At 66.0% G+C, this 22,426-nt stretch carries 24 protein-coding genes; 7 read left to right on the top strand and 17 right to left on the bottom strand.

Annotated features, from left to right (window positions below; all coding sequences use genetic code 11):
• Positions 1–120: 120 nt before the first annotated feature.
• The 4 genes from WG901_RS15445 to WG901_RS15430 form a co-directional block, all read right to left on the bottom strand.
• Positions 121–918, bottom strand: a complete 798-nt coding sequence (locus WG901_RS15445; protein ID WP_339587989.1) for a response regulator — start codon at positions 916–918, stop codon at positions 121–123.
• Between the two features lie 466 nt (positions 919–1,384).
• Positions 1,385–1,918, bottom strand: coding sequence for a nuclear transport factor 2 family protein (locus WG901_RS15440; RefSeq protein ID WP_339587988.1), 534 nt, complete (start codon positions 1,916–1,918; stop codon positions 1,385–1,387).
• Complete coding sequence (locus WG901_RS15435; protein ID WP_339587987.1) at positions 1,908–2,807, bottom strand: SDR family NAD(P)-dependent oxidoreductase; 900 nt, start codon at positions 2,805–2,807, stop codon at positions 1,908–1,910. Before WG901_RS15435 ends, WG901_RS15440 begins: the two co-directional genes overlap by 11 nt.
• A complete protein-coding gene (locus WG901_RS15430; protein ID WP_339587986.1) occupies positions 2,807–3,343 on the bottom strand; it encodes a nuclear transport factor 2 family protein in 537 nt (178 codons plus the stop codon). Before WG901_RS15430 ends, WG901_RS15435 begins: the two co-directional genes overlap by 1 nt.
• A 130-nt stretch (positions 3,344–3,473) precedes the next feature.
• Between WG901_RS15430 and WG901_RS15425 the strand changes: the two genes are divergently transcribed.
• Both WG901_RS15425 and WG901_RS15420 read left to right on the top strand, forming a co-directional pair.
• Positions 3,474–4,484 (top strand): AraC family transcriptional regulator ligand-binding domain-containing protein, encoded by a 1,011-nt coding sequence (locus tag WG901_RS15425; protein WP_339587985.1) that lies wholly within the window; start codon positions 3,474–3,476, stop codon positions 4,482–4,484.
• A 70-nt stretch (positions 4,485–4,554) separates the two neighbouring features.
• Positions 4,555–5,385 carry a TIGR00266 family protein gene (locus WG901_RS15420; protein WP_339587984.1) on the top strand — a complete coding sequence of 277 codons (831 nt, stop codon included), beginning with the start codon at positions 4,555–4,557 and terminating at the stop codon, positions 5,383–5,385.
• Here WG901_RS15420 and WG901_RS15415 read toward each other — a convergent pair whose 3' ends face one another.
• The 5 genes from WG901_RS15415 to WG901_RS15395 form a co-directional block, all read right to left on the bottom strand.
• Positions 5,386–5,970 carry a nitroreductase family protein gene (locus WG901_RS15415; RefSeq protein ID WP_339587983.1) on the bottom strand — a complete coding sequence of 195 codons (585 nt, stop codon included), beginning with the start codon at positions 5,968–5,970 and terminating at the stop codon, positions 5,386–5,388. It lies immediately after the preceding gene.
• 226 nt (positions 5,971–6,196) lie between these two features.
• Positions 6,197–7,096, bottom strand: coding sequence for an SDR family NAD(P)-dependent oxidoreductase (locus tag WG901_RS15410; RefSeq protein ID WP_339587982.1), 900 nt, complete (start codon positions 7,094–7,096; stop codon positions 6,197–6,199).
• 130 nt (positions 7,097–7,226) lie between these two features.
• Positions 7,227–7,667 (bottom strand): cytidine deaminase, encoded by a 441-nt coding sequence (locus WG901_RS15405; RefSeq protein ID WP_339587981.1) that lies wholly within the window; start codon positions 7,665–7,667, stop codon positions 7,227–7,229.
• Entirely contained in the window at positions 7,646–8,344 is a 699-nt protein-coding gene (locus tag WG901_RS15400; RefSeq protein WP_339587980.1) for a glycoside hydrolase family 25 protein, read from the bottom strand. Before WG901_RS15400 ends, WG901_RS15405 begins: the two co-directional genes overlap by 22 nt.
• A gap of 22 nt (positions 8,345–8,366) precedes the next feature.
• Positions 8,367–8,843: a UPF0262 family protein gene (locus WG901_RS15395; RefSeq protein WP_339587979.1), complete on the bottom strand. Its 477-nt coding sequence runs from the start codon at positions 8,841–8,843 to the stop codon at positions 8,367–8,369.
• Between the two features lie 156 nt (positions 8,844–8,999).
• Between WG901_RS15395 and WG901_RS15390 the strand changes: the two genes are divergently transcribed.
• Together WG901_RS15390 and WG901_RS15385 are read left to right on the top strand one after the other, a co-directional pair.
• A complete protein-coding gene (locus WG901_RS15390; RefSeq protein ID WP_339587978.1) occupies positions 9,000–10,517 on the top strand; it encodes a replicative DNA helicase in 1,518 nt (505 codons plus the stop codon).
• Positions 10,507–11,265: an SDR family NAD(P)-dependent oxidoreductase gene (locus WG901_RS15385; protein WP_339587977.1), complete on the top strand. Its 759-nt coding sequence runs from the start codon at positions 10,507–10,509 to the stop codon at positions 11,263–11,265. The genes WG901_RS15390 and WG901_RS15385 overlap by 11 nt, the downstream gene beginning before the upstream one ends.
• Before the next feature lie 4 nt (positions 11,266–11,269).
• Here the strand turns inward: WG901_RS15385 and WG901_RS15380 are convergent, their stop codons facing one another.
• The 3 genes from WG901_RS15380 to WG901_RS15370 all read right to left on the bottom strand — a co-directional run bounded on the left by WG901_RS15380 (position 11,270) and on the right by WG901_RS15370 (position 13,181).
• Positions 11,270–11,458 (bottom strand): FmdB family zinc ribbon protein, encoded by a 189-nt coding sequence (locus WG901_RS15380; RefSeq protein ID WP_339587976.1) that lies wholly within the window; start codon positions 11,456–11,458, stop codon positions 11,270–11,272.
• A gap of 30 nt (positions 11,459–11,488) precedes the next feature.
• On the bottom strand, positions 11,489–11,851 hold the full coding sequence (locus WG901_RS15375) for a winged helix DNA-binding protein (RefSeq protein ID WP_339587975.1): 363 nt from the start codon (positions 11,849–11,851) through the stop codon (positions 11,489–11,491).
• Between the two features lie 142 nt (positions 11,852–11,993).
• Complete coding sequence (locus tag WG901_RS15370; protein WP_339587974.1) at positions 11,994–13,181, bottom strand: aminotransferase; 1,188 nt, start codon at positions 13,179–13,181, stop codon at positions 11,994–11,996.
• Between the two features lie 152 nt (positions 13,182–13,333).
• On the opposite strand from WG901_RS15370, the gene WG901_RS15365 reads away from it, so the two are divergent.
• On the top strand, positions 13,334–15,163 hold the full coding sequence (locus WG901_RS15365; protein WP_339587973.1) for a hydantoinase B/oxoprolinase family protein: 1,830 nt from the start codon (positions 13,334–13,336) through the stop codon (positions 15,161–15,163).
• A 158-nt stretch (positions 15,164–15,321) separates the two neighbouring features.
• Positions 15,322–17,394 carry a hydantoinase/oxoprolinase family protein gene (locus WG901_RS15360; RefSeq protein ID WP_339587972.1) on the top strand — a complete coding sequence of 691 codons (2,073 nt, stop codon included), beginning with the start codon at positions 15,322–15,324 and terminating at the stop codon, positions 17,392–17,394.
• On the opposite strand, the gene WG901_RS15355 is transcribed toward WG901_RS15360, so the two are convergent.
• Together WG901_RS15355 and WG901_RS15350 are read right to left on the bottom strand one after the other, a co-directional pair.
• Positions 17,391–17,774: an EthD domain-containing protein gene (locus tag WG901_RS15355; protein ID WP_339587971.1), complete on the bottom strand. Its 384-nt coding sequence runs from the start codon at positions 17,772–17,774 to the stop codon at positions 17,391–17,393. The two genes, WG901_RS15360 and WG901_RS15355, sit on opposite strands and share 4 nt — an antisense overlap.
• A gap of 12 nt (positions 17,775–17,786) precedes the next feature.
• The gene (locus WG901_RS15350; RefSeq protein ID WP_339587970.1) at positions 17,787–18,188 is read right to left on the bottom strand and encodes a nuclear transport factor 2 family protein; all 402 of its coding nucleotides are present in this window, start codon (positions 18,186–18,188) and stop codon (positions 17,787–17,789) included.
• 164 nt (positions 18,189–18,352) lie between these two features.
• Here WG901_RS15350 and ftsH point away from each other — a divergent pair, with 164 nt between their 5' ends.
• Complete coding sequence (gene ftsH, locus WG901_RS15345; RefSeq protein ID WP_339587969.1) at positions 18,353–20,284, top strand: ATP-dependent zinc metalloprotease FtsH; 1,932 nt, start codon at positions 18,353–18,355, stop codon at positions 20,282–20,284.
• An 82-nt stretch (positions 20,285–20,366) separates the two neighbouring features.
• On the opposite strand, the gene rpoZ is transcribed toward ftsH, so the two are convergent.
• The 3 genes from rpoZ to WG901_RS15330 form a co-directional block, all read right to left on the bottom strand.
• Positions 20,367–20,711: a DNA-directed RNA polymerase subunit omega gene (rpoZ, locus tag WG901_RS15340; RefSeq protein WP_339587968.1), complete on the bottom strand. Its 345-nt coding sequence runs from the start codon at positions 20,709–20,711 to the stop codon at positions 20,367–20,369.
• Positions 20,712–20,800: 89 nt separating this feature from the next.
• A complete protein-coding gene (locus WG901_RS15335) occupies positions 20,801–21,121 on the bottom strand; it encodes a 2Fe-2S iron-sulfur cluster-binding protein (protein ID WP_339587967.1) in 321 nt (106 codons plus the stop codon).
• Positions 21,122–21,129: 8 nt separating this feature from the next.
• Positions 21,130–22,335 carry a cytochrome P450 gene (locus WG901_RS15330; RefSeq protein WP_339587966.1) on the bottom strand — a complete coding sequence of 402 codons (1,206 nt, stop codon included), beginning with the start codon at positions 22,333–22,335 and terminating at the stop codon, positions 21,130–21,132.
• Positions 22,336–22,426 lie beyond the last annotated feature (91 nt).

Genomic DNA, 22,426 nt, shown 5'->3' with positions numbered 1-22,426 from the left:
CCTGCGACACGCTCAGGGTGAGCGGGTTTCGGTTACGAAGCGGGCAAAGCAAGGTCCCCAAAGCAAAACACCCTCCCGTTAGGGAGGGTGTGAAGTGAAGCCAAGCGTGCCGGAACGACGTCAGCCCAGCGGGCGGCTCGTACCGAAGAACAGCGCCTGGCTGATCGCGGTGCGCACCGTCGATTCCTGGAAAGGCTTGGTAACCAGGTAGGTCGGCTCGGGCCGCTCACCGGTCAACAGCTTTTCGGGATAGGCGGTGATGAAGATCACCGGCAGGTCACCGAACTTGAGCAGATCCTCGACAGCGTCGATCCCCGAGCTGCCGTCGGCAAGCTGGATGTCGGCAAGAACGAGCCCGGCGGGATGCTCGGAGAAAATCTCGAGCGCCTGGCTGCGCGTGGCAGCCGTACCGATGACGCGATGGCCGAGATCCGTGACGAGGTTTTCGAGCTGCATCGAGATCAAAGGTTCGTCCTCGATGATCAGGACGTCGGTCGCAGTCTCGCTCTCGATTTCGTTGATCGCCTGGACGACCATTGCGTCGACCTTGTCGACCGATGAGTCGAGGATGATCGCAGCTTCCTCCGAGGTGAAATCCTCGAGCGTCGTCAGCAGCAGCGCCTGGCGATGTGCCGGCGTGACATGCGACAGACGAGTCTGCGCAAGCTGTTCATGTGCGCCGCCTTCATCCACCTCGGCCACGGCGGCCTCGACATGGCCGGTCGACCAGATGCGGTTGAACGCCGCATAGAGCGAAACGCGGCTCTCGCCGATCTGGTCGAGCAGATCCTTGTCCGCCAACGCCGCCTCGAGCGTGGCGCGCACATAGGTGTCGCCCGAAGTCTGTGATCCGGTCAGCGCACGTGCATAGCGGCGCAGGTAGGGAAGTTGGACCGCAATCTGGTCAGCCATCGACATGGAATACCTCAACAAGAATACACGGGTTTAGAAAGGTATAGTCAAAGAGCACCGGCCATTTGGGCTGTTCACTGGCGCGTTTGGCATCCTCTCCTAAATCCCTTGACGTCCTAACACAGCGTCTGTTCCGCGCCTCGCGAAATATTTTTCGCCCGTCGCGGAACCAAAGGCCTGGGATCGGGTTTTGCCAGTATCACCACTGGCCCTCCCGTACCCACCCCCCGCAAACCGGTGGTGACCCGATCCCGAGGCCTCCGTTCTCCACCGAGTGCGGAGGCCTCAAGGATTCTGAGGCCATGGCCATCGCTCCAAGCGTTCGCGGATCGCGTAAAATCATCTCGCTCTTCGTACCGATATCGGGCGCCATCATGGCGCTTCCGATCAGGCTGCAAAACGCCTGAACGAGCGGTCGGTTCCGATTGCGCTTTGTTTTCAGCGCAGGAATGTCACGAGCGAGCGAAAGCCCCTATGGGATGTTGCGCGCGCGCAGGTTGGTGAGCGGTCGGCGGTACGACGGATCCGATCCGTCGCGCGCCGGTGCGCCGTTGCCGTAAAGATCGGGTACTTCGGCGAAGGGAATCGGAATGCTGGGCAGCAGTCCCGCCCATTCGATCGCATTGGTGCGCAATGCGATCTTCCATGCATCGCCGCGCCGCTCGAACCGGTCGATGTAGCGTCCACCCGCCTGGACGAGACTCTCGTCCTTGTTGCGCGCGACAAAGAGGTAATAGGTTTCGACGTGCGCCGTATCGCCATCGAGGTCGATGGTCGTGTTGAGCAGCGCATGGTGCGTCAGGATCTGCCCCTGCTCGTGCATCGGAAAGGCCCAGTCGGCGCATTCCGATGCGAGCCCGACGAAAGGCCCCGCCGCCATTTCGGCGTCTTCGTGGAACGCCGAGAGGTAGAGCGCGCGATCAAGCCGGTCCATGCCGCGACTGAAGCGCGCAAGCGCCTCGGAAATGTCCTGCTTGTCGAGCAGCGCCGCGAGCTTAGCGTCCATTGCCATATCCATGCGCCCGGATCGGTTGCCAGATCGGCGAGCCGCGCTCGGCCCGCAACGAAGGGATCGTCCGCCCGTCGGTGTCGGTCACGCCATAAAGCTGCGCCGCCTCGGCAGTGATGAAAGTGCCGCCCGAAAGGCGCATGATCTTGTCGTCGGCGGCCATCGCCGCGATCACCCGCCCGGGATGTTCGACCGAGGAACCGATGTCGGGATTGGTGACCGTGCTGCCCTTCATGTCGGGATTGGCGTTGAGGTTGTAATGCGCCTTCTCGGTGAAGGTGAGCCCCTGCCACAACGAGACGGAGGCGACATCGTGCGGCTCGAGCTCGATCGCCATATCGCGCGCCATGCGGTCGACCGCGGACTTGGCCGTCCCGAAGACGACGCCGAAGGTATAGGAGACCGCCGCATAGCCACCGATCGCCACGATCAGTCCCGACTTCTGCGGGACCATGATCTTCGCCGCGTGCCAGGCCGCGACGAAGCTGGACTTCACCCCGACCTGCCACATCTCGAGGTTCGAAAGCGGCTTTTCCCAGAACGGCTGCTTGACGATCAGATCGTCCGAAAGCTGGAAGGCGTTGTTGACGAGCAGGTCGAGCCGGCCTTGTTCGGCATTCACACGTTCGAACAGAGCCGCGACCTGTGCGTCGTCGCCGTGATCACAGGCGACGGCAATGCCCTTGCCGCCCTCGGCCGCGCCGCGCTCGGTGCATAGCGCCGCGGTCTCGCCGACCGTGCCCGGCAGGTAGTATTCGCCCGGGGTCACCGTGCGGCCGGTCACGTAGACCGTCGCGCCCTGCTCGGCCAGCACGAGGGCAATGCCCTTGCCGATGCCGCGGCTGGCGCCGGTAACGACCGCGACCTTGCCCGTGAGCGCGCCCATCAATTCGATCCCTTGAAGAAGTCTACGCTACGATCGCCATTGGCGCGGCCCGAGAACCATTCCTGGCTGAAGGGCATGCCCATGACGCCCTGCGACCAGTCGATCGACTGCCCCCAGTCCTGATACCAGTCGTAGAGCATCGTCCGGCCGGCGATCCGCCATTCGCCGTCGCGCTTTTCGAAGAGATCGAGGTAGCGCCCGCCGATCACGGTATCGCGCTCCTCGGTGCCCATGTCGACGCGGTGGTAGGAAACGACGTGGGTCTCGACCCTGGCGCTGTCGCCGTCGAGCTCGGTGTAGGACTGGCCGAGCACGTGCTGGGTGTTGGTGATCGCGTCGCTGCCGGGGATCACCCAGGCGTAATAGGCATCGAAGTCGCCTTGGAACACGCCGTAGTCGGTGACCGAGTCGGGCCAGTAGGCGGCCTTGATCATCGCCCCGTCGCGCCGGTCCTCGCCGCGCGCCAGGCGCTCGATGCACTGGCGAATGCGATCCCGATCTAACAGCGCGCGCAGGTCCTCGCTGGTGGCATCCATTATGTGTCTCTCCCAAGCGTCGGCACCGACTCCGGACCGCGACGTCGCGAGAGCTTACGCGCAGCCGCACAGGCAACGCTTGACCGATTTGGACAAATCGGCTCGGACAGCGGCGAGGATGCCCCCAGTGATGCCTGCCACCGTGACCGACCTGTTCGACACCGTCCACGCGCAGATGCTGCGCCATTTCCCCGAGCTCGTCACCGAGCTCGGCGGGGATCCGCAGGATCTGCTACGCCGCGCCGGCATCGCCGCGCCCGAGGCGACCTATCGCCAGGCGATCCACCTGCTCGAGCTCGCCGCCGTCGAGCTGCGCTGCCCCGACCTCGGCCTGCGGCTTGCGCACCGGCAGGGCGGCGGTGGCATGTTCGGGCCGCTGGGCCTGGCGATGAAGAACTCGCGCACGTTCGGCGAGGCGCTGACCTATGTCAGCGAGCACGCCTATGCCCACAGCCTCGCCGCGCGGATCCGGGTGACACGGCTTGCGGACGGCGGCCTGTTCTCGGCGCACGACATCCTGCTCGAAGGCGTGCCGGTCAAGACCCAGCTCGTCGAGCAGATCATCCTCATCGGCCATCTCGCCGCACTGGAAATCACCGGTGGCCATGCGCGCGTGCGCCGCGTCCATTTCCGCCACCAGCCGCTGCTGCCGCTGCGCGCCTATCGCCGCCATTTCGGCTGCGAGGTGCGCTTCGGCCAGAACGAGGACGGCGTTCGCTTCTCCGCCGCCGATCTCGCCGCGCCCGTGGTCGAGCCCGATGCCGAAGCCTTCGCGCGCGTCGCCGCCTTCATCGACAGTGCTTTCCCGCGCCAGCACCCGCCCCTCCACGCCGAAGTGCGCGGGCTGGTCATGCAGCACCTGGGCACGGGCCTCTGCACCAACGAGTCGATCGCCGCCGCGCTGCACCTGCATCCGCGCACCCTGCACCGCAAGCTGCGCGCCGAGGGCACCGCGTTCCAGAAGATCAAGGACGAGGTGCGCCGCGACATGATGCTCTATTATCTGCAGCAGACGCGGCTCGACTTCCTGCGGGTGTCCGAGCGGCTGGGTTTCGCCGAGCAGTCGGTGATGACGCGCAGTTGCCAGCGCTGGTTCGCCGCCTCGCCGACGCGGATGCGTCAGGATGCGACAGCAGGCTGAGCCTGACTCTTTCCCGTCACCCCATTCCCCGATAGACGGCTCCGCACATTTCCTTGCTGAGGAGCACTCCATGTCTTCGAGCCCCTGGTCCCATCACAGCCGCAACGCCAATGTCTCGGACGATATCGATTTCGAGATCAAGGGCCAGGAGCTCCAGTTCCTCGAGATTGAACTCGATCCCGGCGAGAGCGCCGTGGCCGAGGCCGGCGCCATGGTCTGGAAGGACGCTTCGGTCGCCATGACCACGGTGTTCGGCGACGGCCGCGCGCAGGAAGGCGGCTTCATGGGCAAGCTGCTCGGCGCGGGCAAGCGACTGGTCACGGGCGAGAGCCTGTTCACCACGGTCTTCACGCACCAGGGACAGGGCAAGGCGCGCGTCGCCTTTTCGGCCCCGGTCCCCGGCGCGATCCTGCCGATCAAGCTGTCCGACTACGGCGGCACCCTGATCTGCCAGAAGGACTCGTTCCTTGCCGCGGCCAAGGGCGTGTCGATCGGCATCCACTTCCAGCGCAAGATCCTGACCGGCCTGTTCGGCGGCGAAGGCTTCATCATGCAGAAGCTCGAAGGCGACGGCTGGGTCTTCGTCCAGATGGGCGGCACGATCGTCGAGCGCGAGCTGGCGCCGGGCGAGGAGCTCCACGTCGACACCGGTTGCATCGCCGCGTTCACGCCCTCGGTCGACTTCGACGTGATCGGCGCGGGCGGCGTGCGCTCGATGCTGTTCGGTGGCGAGGGCCTGTTCTTCGCGCGGCTGCGCGGCCCGGGCAAGGTCTGGATCCAGTCGCTGCCCTTCGCGCGCCTGGCCGGCCGCATGCTCGCCGCCGCCGGCTCGAGCGGAGGCCAGAACCGCGGCGAGGGTTCGATCCTCGGCGGTCTCGGCAACCTGCTCGACGGGGATTGATCAGCCGGCCGGCGGCACCCATTCCGACACGACGTCGGCGAACTCAGGCCGCGGGCGTTCTTGCAACTCACGCCCCGGCGTGCCGAGGAACAGGAACCCGGCGATCCGCCCACCGGGCGAAAATGCCACGCGCACCGTATCGGAAAAGGCCGGCCAATCGGTCAGCCAGCTGCCGACGAAGCCCTCGGCATGGGCGGCGTTGAGCAGGTTCATGCAGACCGCGCCGGCGGACAGCTCCTGCTCCCAGAGGGGAATCTTCGAACCCACATCGGGCACCGAGACCGCGACCACCAGCACCGGTGCCTGCCTCGCGAACTCCTCGGCCGCGGCAATCTCGCGCTCGCTGGGATCGGGCTTGGCTTCGCGCAGCGCGCGCTGGAGCAGCGCGGCGAAAGCGTCTCGCTTGTCGGGGCCGATCACGACGAGCCGCCAGGGCGCGAGCTTGCCGTGATCGGGCACGCGCGTCGCGGCGGCGAGGATGCGGTGCAGTTGCGCCGCATCGGGCCCGGGCGCGATCATGTCGCGCGGCTTGCCCGAACGGCGGGTGGCGAAGAAGGCGGGGAGCGAGGAGAGATCGTTGAACATCGGCCCTCTATAGGCATTGCGAGCGGCTCGCAAAAGAGGCGAGGAGCCCATTGACGCTTCCTCAACCCAGCCCGTCACCCTGAACCCGTTTCCGGGTCCATCGCGCGGAAAGCGCAGGCAGGTCGGAGATCCTGTGCGGCACGGCCTTGCTGCCGAGTAGCGCTCCGATCTCGACCGGGAAATGGCCCCTGAAACATCTTCAGGGTGACGACGAAGGGATCAAAAACTACCCCGTCGGGTTGAGCAGCATCGCGCCGTGGGGATTGGCCTCGGGCATGCCGTGCTCGTCCTCCCAGGCCTGGGTCGCGTCGTAGCAGGCCTCGACCACGTCCGAATAAGTGCTGCGGAAATGCACACGCTGTTCGGGATGGTCGAAAGCGAAGGCACGATTGTGCTTCACCGCATCGAGCACGATCGGCGCCACGGCCTCGGGCGTGTAGAATGGCTGGCTCGCGGCGACGTCGGTCGATTCCTGGCTGACATGGACCTCGCCCTCACCCGGCCCGCCGAACTTGGCCGGACGATACTTGGCGTTGTTGACCTTCATCCCCGTGGCGACGCCGCCGGGGCAATAGGAGGTCGTATGAATGCCGTGTTCCTTGAGTTCGAGCGACAGGTTCATCATCAGGCCGATGATTCCCGCCTTCGCCGCCGAGTAGGGCGCGTGGGTCGGGATCCAGCCGGGCAGCAGCCCCGCCATGGAGGCCGTAGCGCAGACATGCCCGCCGCCCGCCGCGATCATGTCGGGCAGGAAGGCGCGGGTCGTGCGCATCACGCCCATCAGGTTGACGTCGACGATCCACTCGATGTCGTCCTCTGACATCTCGACCAGCGGATCGAACGAGGTCGCGCCGGCATTGGCGAAGACGAGCTGGATCGGCCCGAAGGCGGCATTGGCCTGGTCCTTCAGGCGGCGGATCGAGTCGCGGTCGGTAACGTCGCACTCGATCGCCACGGCCTTACCGCCCGCGGCCTTGATCGCCTCGGCAACCGTCTCGGCATTGGTCAAGATGATGTCGGCGATCACGACGGAAGCGCCCTGCCTCGCCAGTTCCTTGGCCAGTCCCATGCCGATGCCGCTGCCGCCGCCGGTGACCACTGCCGCCTTGCCGCTGATATCCGTCATTGCCCGCATCCTCTCGCTTTATGATACGCATACGACCTTTAATCGGTCACACGCGCATGTCCATCGTCGCGGATCAGGATGGGCAGAAACGCGGAATCGCACAATGCCCGTATCGTGCGAAAGCTTGCCTCTAGCCGAGGTTGGCCGGACCGAAGGCGTGCGGCAGCAGGTCTGACAGGCGCAGTTCGAGCACCTCCGCCCCGCCCGCGCACCAGATCACGGGATCGGTGCCGCCAAGTTGCGCGAGTTCATTGAGCACCTGGCGGCAGCGACCGCAGGGCGTGACCGTGGCCGGCGCACCGCCCGGCTTGCCGCCGATCACCGCGACCGCGACGAGGCCGCCGCGCGTGCCGGCATTCATCGCGCTCGCCACGGCCACCGTCTCGGCACAGAGCGCGAGGCCGTAGCTGGCGTTCTCGACATTGCTGCCGGTGACCACCGAGCCGTCGGCAAAGGCCAGCGCCGCGCCGACGTGGAAGTCCGAATAGGGCGCATAGGCCCGGGTCGCGGCGTCGCGCGCTGCGGCGATCAGCGTGTTCTGGTTCGGCGTCACGGCTGCAGTACCACCCATCGCAAATCGGCTCCGCTGGCCTCGTTGGAGAAGGCGTCGTTCGCGGTCCACAAGGCCCACGGCCGCCCGGCATAGTCGGGTTGGAAGCGGTTGCGCACCAGCCAGACGTTGCGGTCGATCGTGTTGGCGACCTGATAACGCGTCTCGAACCGCTCGGTAAGCTTGAGCAGCGAGGGTTTGCCCGTATGCGTCTCGACTTGGTTGAGGAAGGTCGTCAGCTCGCTCTGAATCGCGGCATCGCTGACCTTGACCGGGCAATCGTCGGCCAGCCGATCGAGCTCGACCGCGGGGGGCAGCATCGTCGGATCGCGCGGCACGACGGTGACGAAGTTCGCCGCCTGGCGATCGGCCGGCTGACAGGGATCGTAGCGGTGCAGCGCGCCGACCTGCAGCTTGGCGCCGCGCGCGCCGGTCAGGTTGCGCGTGAAGGCGGGATCACGCGCAAAGGCGCTGGCGCTGGCATCGATATAGACGAAGTCGGCGCCGATCGCCTTGATCGCGCGCCAATCGACCTCACCGTCGTCAACGCCGATCTCGACGCCCTGGACGCGGTAGATCGACCGCTCGGGGCGCCAGTGATGCAGATGCCACCAGCCATAGAGGCCGCCGACCAATGCGATCAGTATGAGCGCACCCAGCACCCGCAACTGCGTGCGGCTGCTCGCCTTCCTGGCCATTCTAACGTCCCGTATTCGATCCCTAACCCCTGATATGCAGGACGCAGATCAGGGTAAAGAGGCGTCGGGCCGTGGCGAAGTCGGTTTCCACCTTTCCATCGAGCCGTTCGAGCAGCATCTCGGCCGCCTCGTTGTGGATGCCGCGGCGAGCCATGTCGATCGTCTCGATCTCGGTCGCGGTCGCCTTGCGGATCGCCTGGTAGTAGGAATCGCAGATCGCGAAGTATTCGCGGATCGGCCGGCGGAAGCGACCGAGGCCGAGTACCAGCGTCTCGATCGGCAGGCCCTGCTCGTTCGAGATTTCGAGCACCAGCCGCCCGTCATTGACCGAAAGCCGCAGGTGATAGGGCCCCTCCTGCCCCGCGGCATGGGCACGCAAGGGCCGAAAAACGTTCTCTTCCTTGAGATCGAAGATCGCGATCCGCCGTTCCTGCTCGATATCGGCGTTGCGCCACAGGATCGTGGCCTCGTCGAGTTCGATGTGCGTGATGCGCGTCATTCCACGCGCAGCATTCGCAAATGCAGCAAGGCGCGGCAAGAGTGCGCTTCATCGGGACGGCATGAAGCCTGTCATGGTTTTGCACAGGGCTATCCCGCGTGGCCTGCAATGCCCCCACTTGCCCGCGAGTCAGCAAGAGCGCATTGACGGCGGCTTATGACCGACCTGGCGACCCTGACCCGCGAACCCGATGCGGCGCTACGCACGCTGCCCGCGAACATCGAAGCAGAGGCCGCCTTCCTCGGCGCTGTGCTCATCGACAACCGCGTGATGGAAGAGCTTCCGGTGCAGATCAGCCCGGCGCATTTCTTCGAGCCCGCGCACGCACGCATCTTCGAGCGGATCACCCAGCTGATGGATCGCGCCGCCATCGTCACCCCGGTGACGCTGCGGCCCTATTTCGAATCGGACGAGGGGCTCAAGGAGCTCGGCGGCCTCTCCTATCTCGCGCGATTGACCGCCGACGGCCAGGGCCTGCTCGCACCCCGGGAACTGGCCGAGCAGATCTATGATCTCGCCCTGTTGCGCGAACTGGTCTCGGTGGGGCGCGGGCTGGTCGAAGGCGCGATGGACACGTCCGAATCGGTCGCGCCGATGGAGCAGATCGAGCGGGCCGAAGCCTCGCTCTACAAGGTCGCAGAGGGCGCGGGTACGAGCAATGAGGCCAAGGGCTTCGCCACCGCCACCCGCGTTGCCATCGCCGGCATCGAAAAGGCGCTCAATTCGGGTGGCCATGTCTCGGGCAAGACCACGGGCCTCACCTCGATCAACCAGAAGATCGGCGGCCTGCACGATTCCGACTTGATCATCCTCGCCGGTCGTCCGGGCATGGGCAAGACCTCGCTCGCCACCAACATCGCCTTCAACGCCGCCGACCGCATGCGGCGCGATCGCGCAGACGGCATTGACGACGAAAAATCGATCGGCGCGGCCACGGCCTTCTTCAGCCTGGAAATGAGCGCCGACCAGCTCGCCACGCGTATCCTGGCCGAGCAGTCGGGCATCAGCTCCGAAGCGCTGCGCATGGGCAAGATCAGCCGGGAGGACTTCCAGCAGCTGTCCTATGCCAGCCAGCGGCTCGCCGAACTGCCGCTGTTTATCGACGATACCCCGGCGCTGACGATCGCGGGCCTGCGCACGCGTGCACGCCGGCTCAAGCGTCGGCACAACATCGGCCTGATCGTGGTCGACTACCTCCAGCTGCTCCAGGGCACGGGCCGCGCCAACGACAACCGCGTCAACGAGATCTCGGAGATCAGCCGCGGCCTGAAAACGCTGGCCAAGGAGCTGTCCTGCCCGGTGATCGCGCTGTCGCAGCTCAGCCGTGCGGTCGAGCAGCGCGAAGACAAGCGGCCGATGCTCTCGGATCTTCGCGAGTCGGGCTCGATCGAGCAGGACGCCGACATGGTCTGGTTCGTGTTCCGCGAGGACTACTACGTCAACGCGACCGAGCCGAAGTATCCGGCTGAAACCGATCCGCCCGACGTTCACGCGAAATGGGAAGAATGGCGCGCGAAGATGGAGCAGGTCACCGGCCTTGCCGAACTGATTGTGGCCAAGCAGCGCCACGGTTCGACCGGTCGTGTGCGCATGCGCTTCGAAGCGCGGATCACCCGCTTCTCCGACCTCGCGCCCGACGACATGCGCGGACAGGTGCAGGACGATGGTGACTGAGCCCCTGTCGCGCCCGGTCATGCTCGTGACCGGCGGCACCGGCTCGGTTGGTGAAGCGATCGCACGCGAAGCGGCTGCGCAGGGCTGGGCCGTGGTGATCCAGGGTCGCGACGCCGCGAAGCTCGCCGCGTTCGCCACCTCGCTGCAGCACGTCACGGCGGCGGACTTTGTCGCCGAGGACGTGACGAAGGCTGATGCCGCGGCGCGGATCGTTGCCGAAGCCAAGGCGCGGTTCGGGCGGCTCGACGCGGTGGTCGACTGCGTCTCGACCGGGCCGCGCGAAGGCCGGCTGACCGGGCTGTTCAAGGACACGACGCCCGAGCACTTCACCGCCTTCTACGACCTCTCGGCCGCCTGGTTCCAGCGCCTGGCCCATGCTGCCTACCCCGCTCTCGCCGAGCGCGGCGGCACCTTGATCGGTTTCATCTCCGACGCCGGCAAGTTCGCCGCGCCACGCCAGACGATCATAGGGGCCGCGCGGGCGGCGGAGATTGGCTTCGTCCGCAACCTCGCGGTCGAAGCCGCGCGCGATCTCATCCGTGTGCACGCGATCGCGCCGAGCTACGTGCTCGAAAGCCGCACCGCCGAACTGATGGGTTCCGAACGGATGGAATCCGCGGCCAAGCGCGCGGGTCTGGATCTGCCGACGCCGGCCGACATCGCGCCGATGGCGGTGTTCCTCTGCGGCCCGGGCGCGGCGAAGATCACCGGCCAGATCGTCAGCGTCAACGGCGGGCTCAACGCCTGATCGGCTAGTGCCGGCAGCCGGGTCCGTGCACGTGACCACCGCCGCTCGCGGACTGGATCGCCGGTGCGGAAACCTGCTTTTCCACGCCTTCGCGGCCACAGGCCGGGCATTCCCGCGGCGCAGGGTCGCTCAGCTTCTGCAGCACCTCGAACCGGTGATCGCACGACAGGCAACTATAGTCGTAGAAAGGCATGTTTCGCTCCTGCCACCGGGATCGGACTGACTATTTCACGGCTCGCAGCCGACCCAGACCCAGTTTCGCATCGCTCGCCGACGCTCCGTCGAGCGCCTCCTCCATCTTCCGCACGCCTTGGGCGGAAAGATTGAGGAAGGTGCGCCGCCGGTCCTTGGGATCGCGCGAACGCGTGACCAGGTCTCGGCTCTCGAGGATGCTGATCCACCGCAGCGCCGTCGTCGCGGGTACGCTCGAAGCGATGCAGGCATCGCTGATCGTTCCGCGCACGTCCTGGGCATGACAGATGTAGAGATCGAGCAGGATGTCCCAGGCGGGATCGGCGAACAGCGAAGAATCGAGAACCCGATTTCTGGCCTGCCGCGCAGCGACCCAAGCCAAGGCAATGGTCAAGCGAGACGGCGTCGGATCATTGCCGGGCGTGTCCGCATCGACACTCGCCCCGTAAGCGACCTCCCTCATTCCTCTGTACGCCCCCTTCTGTCGGGATTTCCGGCTAACAAGCTATTGTAAATCTTGCCCACGCGCCAGCGCCTTAACCCTGTTTTGCGACGAGTTCGCGCCGGAAGGTCGCCAGCCGCTCGACGGCCGCGTCGAGCACGGCATCGGGCTTGGTGAAGCAGAACCGCACGACATGCCGCGGTCCGCCGAGAGCGCCGACGTCATCGAACAGCGCGGAGACCGGGATCGAGGCGACGCCCGCCTCGCGCACCGCGCGCTCGCTGAAGGTCCGATCGTCGAGCATCACGCCCGAAGCCGCCAGATCGACGCAGAGGAACCAGGTCGCGACACTCGGCAGGACGGCATAGCCCGCCGCCGTCAGACCTACCTTCAGCCGTTCGCGCGACGCGGCCCAGGTTTGATTCTGCGCGGCAAACCAGTCGTCGGGCTTCGTCAGGCCCTCGGCCACGGCCCATTGCAGCGCCGGCGGCGACGTGAAGGTCAGGAACTGATGTGCACGCGCCAGGGTCAGCGTCAGGTCGCCGCGGGCGCACATCCAGCCGATCTTCCAGCCGGTGAGCCCGAAGATCTTGCCGGCCGAACCGATCTTGACCGCGCGTTCGCCCATACCCGGAAAATCGAGCAGCGAGCGATGCCGCACACCGTCGAAGCGGACGTCCTCCCAAACCTCGTCGCAGATCGCGTAGAGATCGTATCGCCCACAGAGCTCTGCAATGGCAGCGAGCTCTGCCTCGCTGGCCGCAGATCCCGCCGGATTCAGCGGATCGTTGAGAATCAGGATGCGTGTCCGCTCCGTTAATGTCTCCTCAAGCTTGGCCGCATCATAGGCCCAGGCGGGCGGGGTCAAGGCCACCGAGACCGGCACCCCGCCCGCCCTTTCGACCAGCGGCGCATAGGCATCGTAGGCGGGCTGGAACAGCACGACCTCGTCCCCTGGCCGCACCAGCGCGAACAGAGCCGCCGCCAGCGCCTCGGTCGCGCCCGAAGTCACGATCACCTCGTCCCGGCGCAGCACCAAACCCTGCCGCCGTGCATAGAACGCGGTCACGGCGTCGCGCAGTTCGGGGAGGCCGGGGCTCGGCGGATACTGGTTCGATTTCTCGGCCAAGGCCCGCGCCGCGGCCGCGATCAGATCGGGCGAGCCGGGCTCGTCCGGGAAGCCCTGCCCGAGATTGATCGCGCCCAGTTCGCGCGACAGGCCCGACATCTGCTCGAAGATCGTCGTGCCCATGGCGGCATAGACGGGGTGGATCGGAATCACGCGGCGCTTCTCCTGTCTGTCGCGGAGCCATAACCCACGACTTCACAATCTGCCTATCGCGCCGCGCGCTCTGTCGAGAATGCGCCCCGCGTGGTAGCTATTCGCCGGGAATAACCGTGGCGTGAAGCGCCCGGGAGAGAGGATCACACGCCATGTCCTACGAGCTCAATCGAAAGCTTGCCGCCAAGCGCGACCCGCTGCCGACCGCGGTGACGATCGATCAGGTCACCGCCGACATCATCCGCGGCGCGTTCGAGACCGTCTGCTTCGAGTCCGCGACCTTCCTCGGCCGCGCCGCCTCTTCGCCGATCATCAACCAGTCGAACGAGCGCAACGCCGCAATCGTCGACGCGAACGGCCGCCTGGCGATGGGCGCGGTGGGGACCCCGCACCTCACCTTCGTCAACCAGATGGAAACGCGCTGGGGCCTGATGAACCAGGACCGCTACGACTGGGGCCCGGGCGACATCTTCGTCGCCAACGACCCCGATCACGGCGGCGGCCACCTGCCCGACTATTGCGTCTATGGCCCGGTCTACGACGACACGGGCGAGCTGATCTGCATCCAGACCCTGCAGGCGCACCAGGGCGACACCGGCGGCAAGGATCCGGGCGGCTTCTCGCTCGACGCCAAGGACATCTTCACCGAAGGCCTGGTCCTGCCCTGCCTCAAGCTGGTCCACCGCGGCGAGCTGCGCCGCGACGTGTTCGACATGGTCACGCGCAACAACCGCTTCGCAACCTTCGCGGGCGACCTCGCGGCGATGATCGGTGGCGTCCAATATGCCAACCGCATGCTGCAGGAACTGATCGGCAAGTGGGGCTCGGACACGATCAAGGCGGCGATCAACCACTCGATCGAGCACACCGAGAAGCGCGTGCGCGAAGAGGTGACGAAGTGGGCCGACGGGTCCTACGAGGCCACCGTGCTGATCGACCACGACACCGCCGGCACCAAGGACATCAAGGTCCACGTCACCTGCACGATCAAAGGTGACCAGCTCACCGTCGACCTGACGGGCACCGACGACCGTCAGGACCTGATCGGCGTGTGGAACACCTTCGCCAACAGCCGCTCCTACGTGATGACCCAGGTCGTCGCGGCGATGGACCCGACGATCGTCAAGAACGAAGGCTTCTTCGACGCGGTCGAGATCGTCATTCCCGAGGGCTGCATCGCCCAGCCGCCGCCGAACAAGCCGGCCGCGCTCGGCTCTTTCCACCCGGCCTGCGAGATCACCGAGGCGGTCTGTCTGGCGCTGAGCAACGTCGCGCCCGAGCGCTCGCAGCCGCAGCTCTACAAGATCGGCATGCCCAACGCCGTGATCGGCTTCGACGACGAAGGCATGATGTGGATGGACCAGGGCGTCGACTGCCGCTCGATGGACGTCTCGGCCGTACAGGGCATCGACGGCTGGGGCTCGTGCCCCAATGCGCTCGGCAGCCTGATCCTGTCCGAGGCCGAGGACGCCGAGAGCCGCTTCCCGATTCTCAACATCAGCCGCGAGATGACCACCGACGGCGGCGGCGCCGGCCAGTGGCGCGGCCAGGCGGGCAGCCTCAACGTCAAGCAGGTGCTCAAGCCCACTTCGGCGATGGCTTGGATGGTCTCGGCCGATCACCCGCTGCGCGGCATGTGCGGCGGCGACGATGCGATCCCCTATTCGAACCACTTCGAGGTCGGTTCGGCGAACGAGCGCAAGATCGAGCACACGGCGCAGGACCTGCTGCCGACGGGCGCGGTCATCGCCTACCAGCACGGTGGCGGCGCCGGCTTCGGCCATGCCCTGCTGCGCGACCCCGAGCAGGTGAAGGAAGACGTGCTCGACGAGTACGTTTCGGTCGAGGCCGCGCGCGCCAAGTATGGCGTCGTGCTGACGGGTTCGCTGGCGGAATATACGCTGGAGGTCGACTGGGACGCCACCGCGGCGCTGCGCCGCGAGATGGGTGTGGACGATCTGCTGCCGCAGGCGGCCGAGTAACAATTATCCTCCCCGGCACGGGGAGGGGGACCATCCGCAGGATGGTGGAGGGGGTTGGCAGGCGGGCGCCGCATTTCGCGGAAAGCCCCCTCCACCACGCTGCTGCGCAGCGCGGTCCCCCTCCCCGTTCCGGGGAGGATCAGGGGTAAGGGATTACAATGAGCTATCGCGTTGGCATCGACATCGGCGGCACCTTCACCGACTTCGCGCTCCTGAAGGGCACGGAAGTCATCCTCCACAAGAACCTGTCGACGCCCGAAGACCGGTCGGTCGGCGTTCTCGAAGGCCTCGGCAAGCTGGCCGAGAAGGAAGGCCTGTCGCTGCGCGATTTCCTCGGCCAATGCGAGGCGATCGTCCACGGCACGACCGTCGCTGACAACACGCTGATCGAGATGAACGGCGCGCTGACCGGCCTGATCACCACCGAGGGCTTCCGCGACGAGATCGAATACCGCCGGGGCTTCAAGGAAGACATCTGGGACGTGCGTCTGGCGCCGCCCAAGCAGATCACCCCGCGTCGCCGCCGCCTTACCGTGCCCGAGCGCATTCTCCACGACGGCTCGATCCACCAGGCGCTCGACGAGGACGCGCTGCGCGAACAGTGCCGCAAGTTGCGCCTCCAGGGTGTCGAGGCCGTCGCGATCTCGTTCCTGTTCTCCTTCGTCAATCCCGAGCACGAGAAGCGCGCCAAGGAGATCGTCACCCAGGAGATCCAGAACGCCTACATCTCGGCGAGCCACGAGGTCCTGCCGCGCGCGCCCGAGTACGATCGCACCTCGACGACGATCGTCAACGCCTACTGCGGCCCGCGCGTCACCGCCTATCTCGAGCGGCTGGTCACGCGCCTCGCCGAGGGCGGCTACAAGAACCAGCTGATGGTCATGCAGGCTTCGGGCGGCGTGATGACCAAGGAATACATCGACGGCGCGCCGATCCGCGTGCTGGCTTCTGGTCCTGCGGGCGGCGTCATCGGCTCTGCCCACGCGGGCCTGGCCAAAGGCCACGAGAACCTGCTCTGCGTCGACATGGGCGGCACATCCTACGACATGTCGGTCGTGGTCGGGGGACAGGCCCCAGCCGAGGCCGGCTGGAACATGCACCACCGCTACCTGATCGGCGTGCCGATGGTGAAGGTGGAGACGCTCGGCGCGGGTGGCGGCTCCATCGTCAACGTCAACAACGGCGCGCTCCAGGTCGGCCCGAAGTCGGCCGGCTCCGAACCCGGCCCGATCTGCTACGGCCGCGGCGGCACGAGCCCGACCGTGACCGACGCTCTGGTCATGCTCGGCATCCTCTCGACCGACGAAGGCTTCGCCGGCGGCTCGTTCCGTCTCAAGCGCGACGGCGTGGAAGAAGCCTTCTCCCAGCTCGGCGCCGAGATGGGCTATGGCGCCGAGGACGCGGCCTTCGACGCCTGGCGCGTGGTCAATGCCAACATGAGCCAGGGCGTGCGCCGCACCACGGCGGGCAAGGGCATCGATCCCAAGGACCTCGTCATGCTCGCCTATGGCGGCAACGGTCCGGCCTTCGCCGCCATCCAGGCCGAGGACCTGGGCATCAACAAGGTACTCGTTCCCAAGGCCTCGCCGACCTTCTCGGCGCTCGGCACGCTCGTCGCCAATCCGACGATCGACGAGGAACGCTCCTACATCGCCAAGGCCACCGAGCTCGATCTCGACAAGGTCCGCACGCTGTGGACCGACGTCGCCAAGCGCGCCGATCACTATTTCCGCGGCGCCGGCTTCGATCCGGCCGACCTGACGATCCAGTACCAGCTCAACATGCGCTATCCGGGGCAGAACTTCTCGCTGACCTTCGACTACAAGGCCGAGGGCAAGCTTCACGACCTGTCGTTCATCGACGAGGGCTTCGGCGCGCAGGCGATCGAGCTGTTCAACCAGCGCCACATGGCCGAATACAACCACATCCGCGAGCACGAGGTGCCCGAGATTTCGGGCGTGCGTCTGGTCGCGCAGATCGCGACGCCCTCGCCGCAGGCCAAAGGTGGCTTCACCCCTTCGGGCGCCACCCCCAGGCCCGCCAAGACCCGCCGCGCCAATCTCGGCCAGGGCTTTGCCGAGACGCCGATCTACCTCGGCTCGGACCTTGCCCCGGGCACCGAGGTCGCCAGCCCGGCGATCATCGAGGAAACCTTCACCACGATCGTCGTCTACCCGGGCTGGAAGGCCCGCGTCGACGATGCCGGGGATTACGAGCTGATCAAGGCCTAAGCGGTGGGGTGCAGGTCTTCCACAACGGTCTCACACCCCACCAGCCAACAGCGCGTCTGCTCGAACCAGCGGGCCTCGTCCTCCTTGATCCGGTCATGGTTAGCCAGGGCGATCCGGCCCATTTCTTCAAGCGCCGCCGCATCGCGCAGGACGAATTCGGAGACGGCATCGAAACCGATCTCCTCGGGCCCGCCCGTTCCGTCACCGCTTCCCGGCTCGAAGCTGTAGCCGCTCGTGAGGTAGTTGCGCCGATATTCGAGCCATAGGTGGCCGAACAGTTCGACCGCGATGCGCGAATGGCTGTTCTCGTAGCCCTCGCGGAACTGATCGGGCGTGAGGCCTTGCTTGCGCTTGACCATGACGATCCTCTTGATGGACATCCGCGAGTCCCCTCAGGCTACCAGCATCGCCGAATCCTGTCGCTGGATCAGCCAGCCCTCGCCGCTGCGCACCAGTTGCGCTTTCGACATGGCCATGACCGTCATCTTTGCACCGTCGGCCCAGTTGGTGACGTAGTTGTAATAGCTGGCGTGCACCCTATCGCGACCACCCTGGTAGTCGCACATGAGGTTCGCGGCGACGTGGCGCGTCTTGCCCGGACCGCTGGCCTGTCCCATCCGCACGATCTGGCGCAACGCCTCACGGCCTTGCACGGGTTCGGGCGTGACACCCGCGAAGACCGCGTCCTCAGCCCAGAGCGCGATCCAGCCTTCTTCGTTCCCCTCGTCGACGTGCCAGCAATAGCGCGCGAGGTGATCGGCGATGGCGACATAGTCCTCGGTCGTTACCGGCATCAGGCGCTCTCCCTTCGTGTTTCCGCCAGAATAGCGCCGGGCACAGACGCTGTCTCGCTTCGCCCCGATCATTCGCCCGGACGATGACACTGATCGCCCCGCGCTAACTTGCCATTCAGTCCTTGTGGCCTACATTGGGACACGAAAAGGATTCCACGCGCATCATGAACGACGACCAGCCCACCGGTAACCCCTGGATCAAGAGCCTCCTCGTCTGGGGCGGTATCTTCCTTGCCCTCCTCATGGTTGTCTCGATGTTCGGGGCTCGTACCGACGTCGGTACGGCGGTCCGCTATTCGGATTTCCGCACCAAGGTCGCGGAAGGCACGGTCTCCGAAGTCCAGATCGGCGAGGACCGCATCGTCGGCAAGTACAAGAACGGCGACAGCTTCAGCACGATCCCCATCCCCAACGACACGACCCTGCCGACCCTGCTGCAGGACAACGGCGTGAAGTATGCGGGCAAGGCGCCCGAAGAGCCGAACCTGCTGCTCTACATCCTCGTCCAGGCCTTGCCCTTCATGTTGATCCTGGGCGTCGCGTTCTTTGCGCTGCGCCAGGTCCAGAAGGGCGGCGGATCGGGCGCGATGGGCTTCGGCAAGTCGAAGGCCAAGATGCTGACCGAGCGCCAGGGCCGCGTGACCTTCAACGACGTCGCCGGCATCGACGAAGCGCGCGAGGAGCTCGAGGAGATCGTCGAATTCCTGCGCGATCCGCAGCGCTTCTCCAAGCTCGGCGGGCAGATCCCCAAGGGCGCGCTGCTGGTTGGCTCGCCTGGTACCGGCAAGACTCTGCTCGCCCGCGCGATCGCGGGTGAGGCCGGGGTGCCGTTCTTCACGATCTCGGGCTCGGACTTCGTCGAGATGTTCGTCGGCGTCGGCGCCAGCCGCGTGCGCGACATGTTCGACCAGGCCAAGAAGAACGCGCCCTGCATCGTCTTCATCGACGAAATCGACGCGGTTGGCCGCCATCGCGGCCACGGCCTCGGCAATTCGAACGACGAGCGCGAGCAGACCTTGAACCAGCTGCTGGTGGAGATGGACGGCTTCGAGGCCAACGAAGGCATCATCATCATCGCCGCGACCAACCGTCCCGACGTGCTCGATCCCGCACTGCTGCGTCCGGGCCGCTTCGACCGCCAGGTCGTCGTGCCGATCCCCGATATCGAGGGTCGCGAGAAGATTCTTTCGGTCCACATGAAGAAGGTGCCGCTCGCGCCCGACGTCAATCCGCGCGTCATCGCGCGCGGCACGCCGGGCTTCTCGGGCGCCGACCTCGCCAACCTGGTCAACGAGGCCGCGCTGCTCGCCGCTCGCCGCAACAAGCGCCTCGTCGCCATGCAGGAGTTCGAGGACGCCAAGGACAAGGTCATGATGGGCGCCGAGCGCCGCTCCATGGTCATGACCGAGGAAGAGAAGAAGATGACCGCCTATCACGAGGCGGGCCACGCGATCGTTTCGGTCAACGAAGACGCCTCGGATCCCATCCACAAGGCGACGATCATCCCGCGCGGCCGCGCCCTCGGCATGGTCATGCGCCTGCCCGAGCGCGATTCCTATTCGTACCACCGCGACAAGATGCACGCGAACCTTTCGGTCTCGATGGGCGGACGCGTCGCCGAAGAAATCATCTTCGGCTACGACAAGGTGTCCTCGGGCGCCTCGTCGGACATCCAGTACGCCACGGGCCTCGCGCGCAACATGGTCACCAAGTGGGGCATGTCGGACAAGCTTGGCCCGCTCCAGTACGAAGAGCAGCAGGAAGGCTACCTCGGCATGGGCGGCTCGGCCCGCCTGTTCGCCTCGGACGAGACCAACAAGCTGATCGACACCGAGATCCGCGGCCTGGTCGACGGCGCGCATGCCCGCGCCACCGACATCCTCAAGACCAACGAGGACAAGCTGCACCTCCTCGCCAACGCGCTGCTCGAGTTTGAGACCCTGACGGGTGACGAGATCAAGGAACTGCTCGACAACGGCAGGATCGACCGACCCGAGACGCCGCGTGGCCCGAACAAGACTGCGCCCGTGCGCGGTTCGGCCGTGCCGAAGTCGGGCAAGCGCTATTCGGGCGACGCCTCGCCGCAGGGCGTCTGAGCCTCCCGAACCTGAAGGCCGAATCAAAAAAGGGCTCCGGATCGCTCCGGAGCCCTTTTTCGTATCAGGAAGGACAGTCGGCTCAGCCGTCGTAGTCGCCGCCGATCGAGGTGTTGCGCACCGGTGCCGCAGCGGTGATACGCAGCGCTTCGGCCGACTGGCTGAGCGAGCCGATCTCATCGACCTCATCGTCGTCGTCGGGCAGGACGCGCTGGAGCGAACCGATCAGCGTCTCATGCAGATGCGTCGGACGCACGGTCTCGTCCGCGATCTCACGCAGGGCGACGACCGGGTTCTTGTCGCGGTCGCGATCGATGGTCAGTTCGGCGCCGCCCGAGATCTCACGCGCACGCTGTGCGGCAAGCAGGACGAGATCGAAACGGTTGGGAATCTTGTCGACGCAATCTTCGACGGTAACGCGCGCCATGGGCACTCCACTGGCAAGAATCTGCGGAAGACAGGCGAGCTAGGCACTGGCCGGGTTAAAGTCAAGGAAACTCGCGCCGGTCGGTCGTCTCAGCCCTGGCTTGCCGGGGTGCGGACCACCAGGCCATCGAGATCGGGCGTCACCACGATCTGGCACGACAGCCGCACGCCGGGCGTCTCATCGCCCGAGGCTTCGATCATCGGCAGTTCGATGTCACCTGCTTCGCCCAGCCTGCCCTGCCAGGCCGCATCGACGTAGACCCGGCATGTGCCGCAATAGGCATTGCCGCTGCACACGGCCTCGATCGCCTCGATCCCGTTGCCGACGGCGTTTTCCATCAGCGAGAGATCTTCGGACGCGTCGATCGTCCGCTCCGCGCCGTCCGCGGCGATGAATGTTATCGCGACCATGGCTGGCGTCAGGCAGGATCGCAGGCGACGACGCAGCCGCGCAGTTCGTAGCCCTGGATCTGCGGGCTCCACAGGATTTCCGGCTCGCGCTCCATGCGGATACCCGGCAGGCGGAACAACGTATCGAGGAAGATTCGCGTCTCGTGCAACGCCACCTGCGCGCCGGGGCAGCGGTGCGGGCCGTCGCTGAAGCTCATGTAGGGGCCGACGACCTTCATCCGCTTGGCCCGATCGGGATCGAGCTCGAACGGGCACGGGCCGGTGATCGCCTCGTCGGTGTTGGCATCGCGGATCGACACGGCGACGACCTCGCCCTTCTTCACCGAGGCTCCGTCCTTTGTCTCGATGTCCTCGGCCGCGCGGCGGTGGATAAGCGAAGCGACCGGCTCGAGCCGCAGGATCTCCTCGAGAATGGCGAACTGATCCGCTTCCTCGCCGGTGAGGAAGCGCTCGCGCAGATCGGGTTTCTCGAACAGGTGCCAGGCGCACATGACGATGAATTCGCGCGTGGTCATCATCCCGGCGCCGCCATAGCTGAGCGCCTCCATGATCATGCCCTTCTTCGAATAGTTCTCCTTCACCATGTAGGAGATCACGTCGTCCTTGGGCTCCACGCGTCGCGCGGCGATCGCGGGGACCATGTCCTTCTTCCAGAAGCGGCCGACGCGCGTCAGCATCTGGATCATGAAGACCACCTTGCCGAGCGGACCACGGCTCTTGCTCAGCGACGAATCGAGCACGGCCTTGACGCGGTTGGCGAGATTCTCGGTGCTGTCGCTGTCGGTCAGGCCGATGATGTCGGCGGCGACGACCACGGCCATGTGCCAGGACAGTTCGTCGAGCGGGGCCGAGCCCGTGGCGCATAGCTTGGCGACGATGTCGTCCATCGTGCTGGTCATCACCGCCTGGTGGCGCGTGACGATCGTCTTGGGCGCGAAAAGACCGGCGACCGCGGCGCGGCGCTTGCGGTGCTCCTCACCGTCGAGGAAGAAGAACGAGACCTCGCCGGGGTTCTTGATCTCGGCATCGTCGGTCGGCGAACCTGCGGGACCCGCCTGGCGCACCTTGGGCGAACGCAGGAGGTCGCGCGACAGGCCAAAGGTCCCGACCGGACGCGCACCGTGCTGCGGCGCGAGATTGGCCTCGGCGATCTTCGCCGATTTGCGATCGTCGCGCCCTTGGTGAACCGGGCATCCCTGCGCCACTGCGGTCATTCGGCATTCCTCTGTTTGTGGTCGGTCGGCGTTTGTTCACGCGACCATACCGTGTTAGCTTATGATCCATGATATATCATGGATCATTGAT

Origin of the sequence: Novosphingobium anseongense (genome assembly GCF_037482895.1) — a bacterium.
Lineage (GTDB): Bacteria > Pseudomonadota > Alphaproteobacteria > Sphingomonadales > Sphingomonadaceae > Novosphingobium > Novosphingobium anseongense.
The sequence above is the reverse complement of the archived record's forward strand: the minus strand, read 5'-3'. Positions and strand labels throughout refer to the sequence as shown.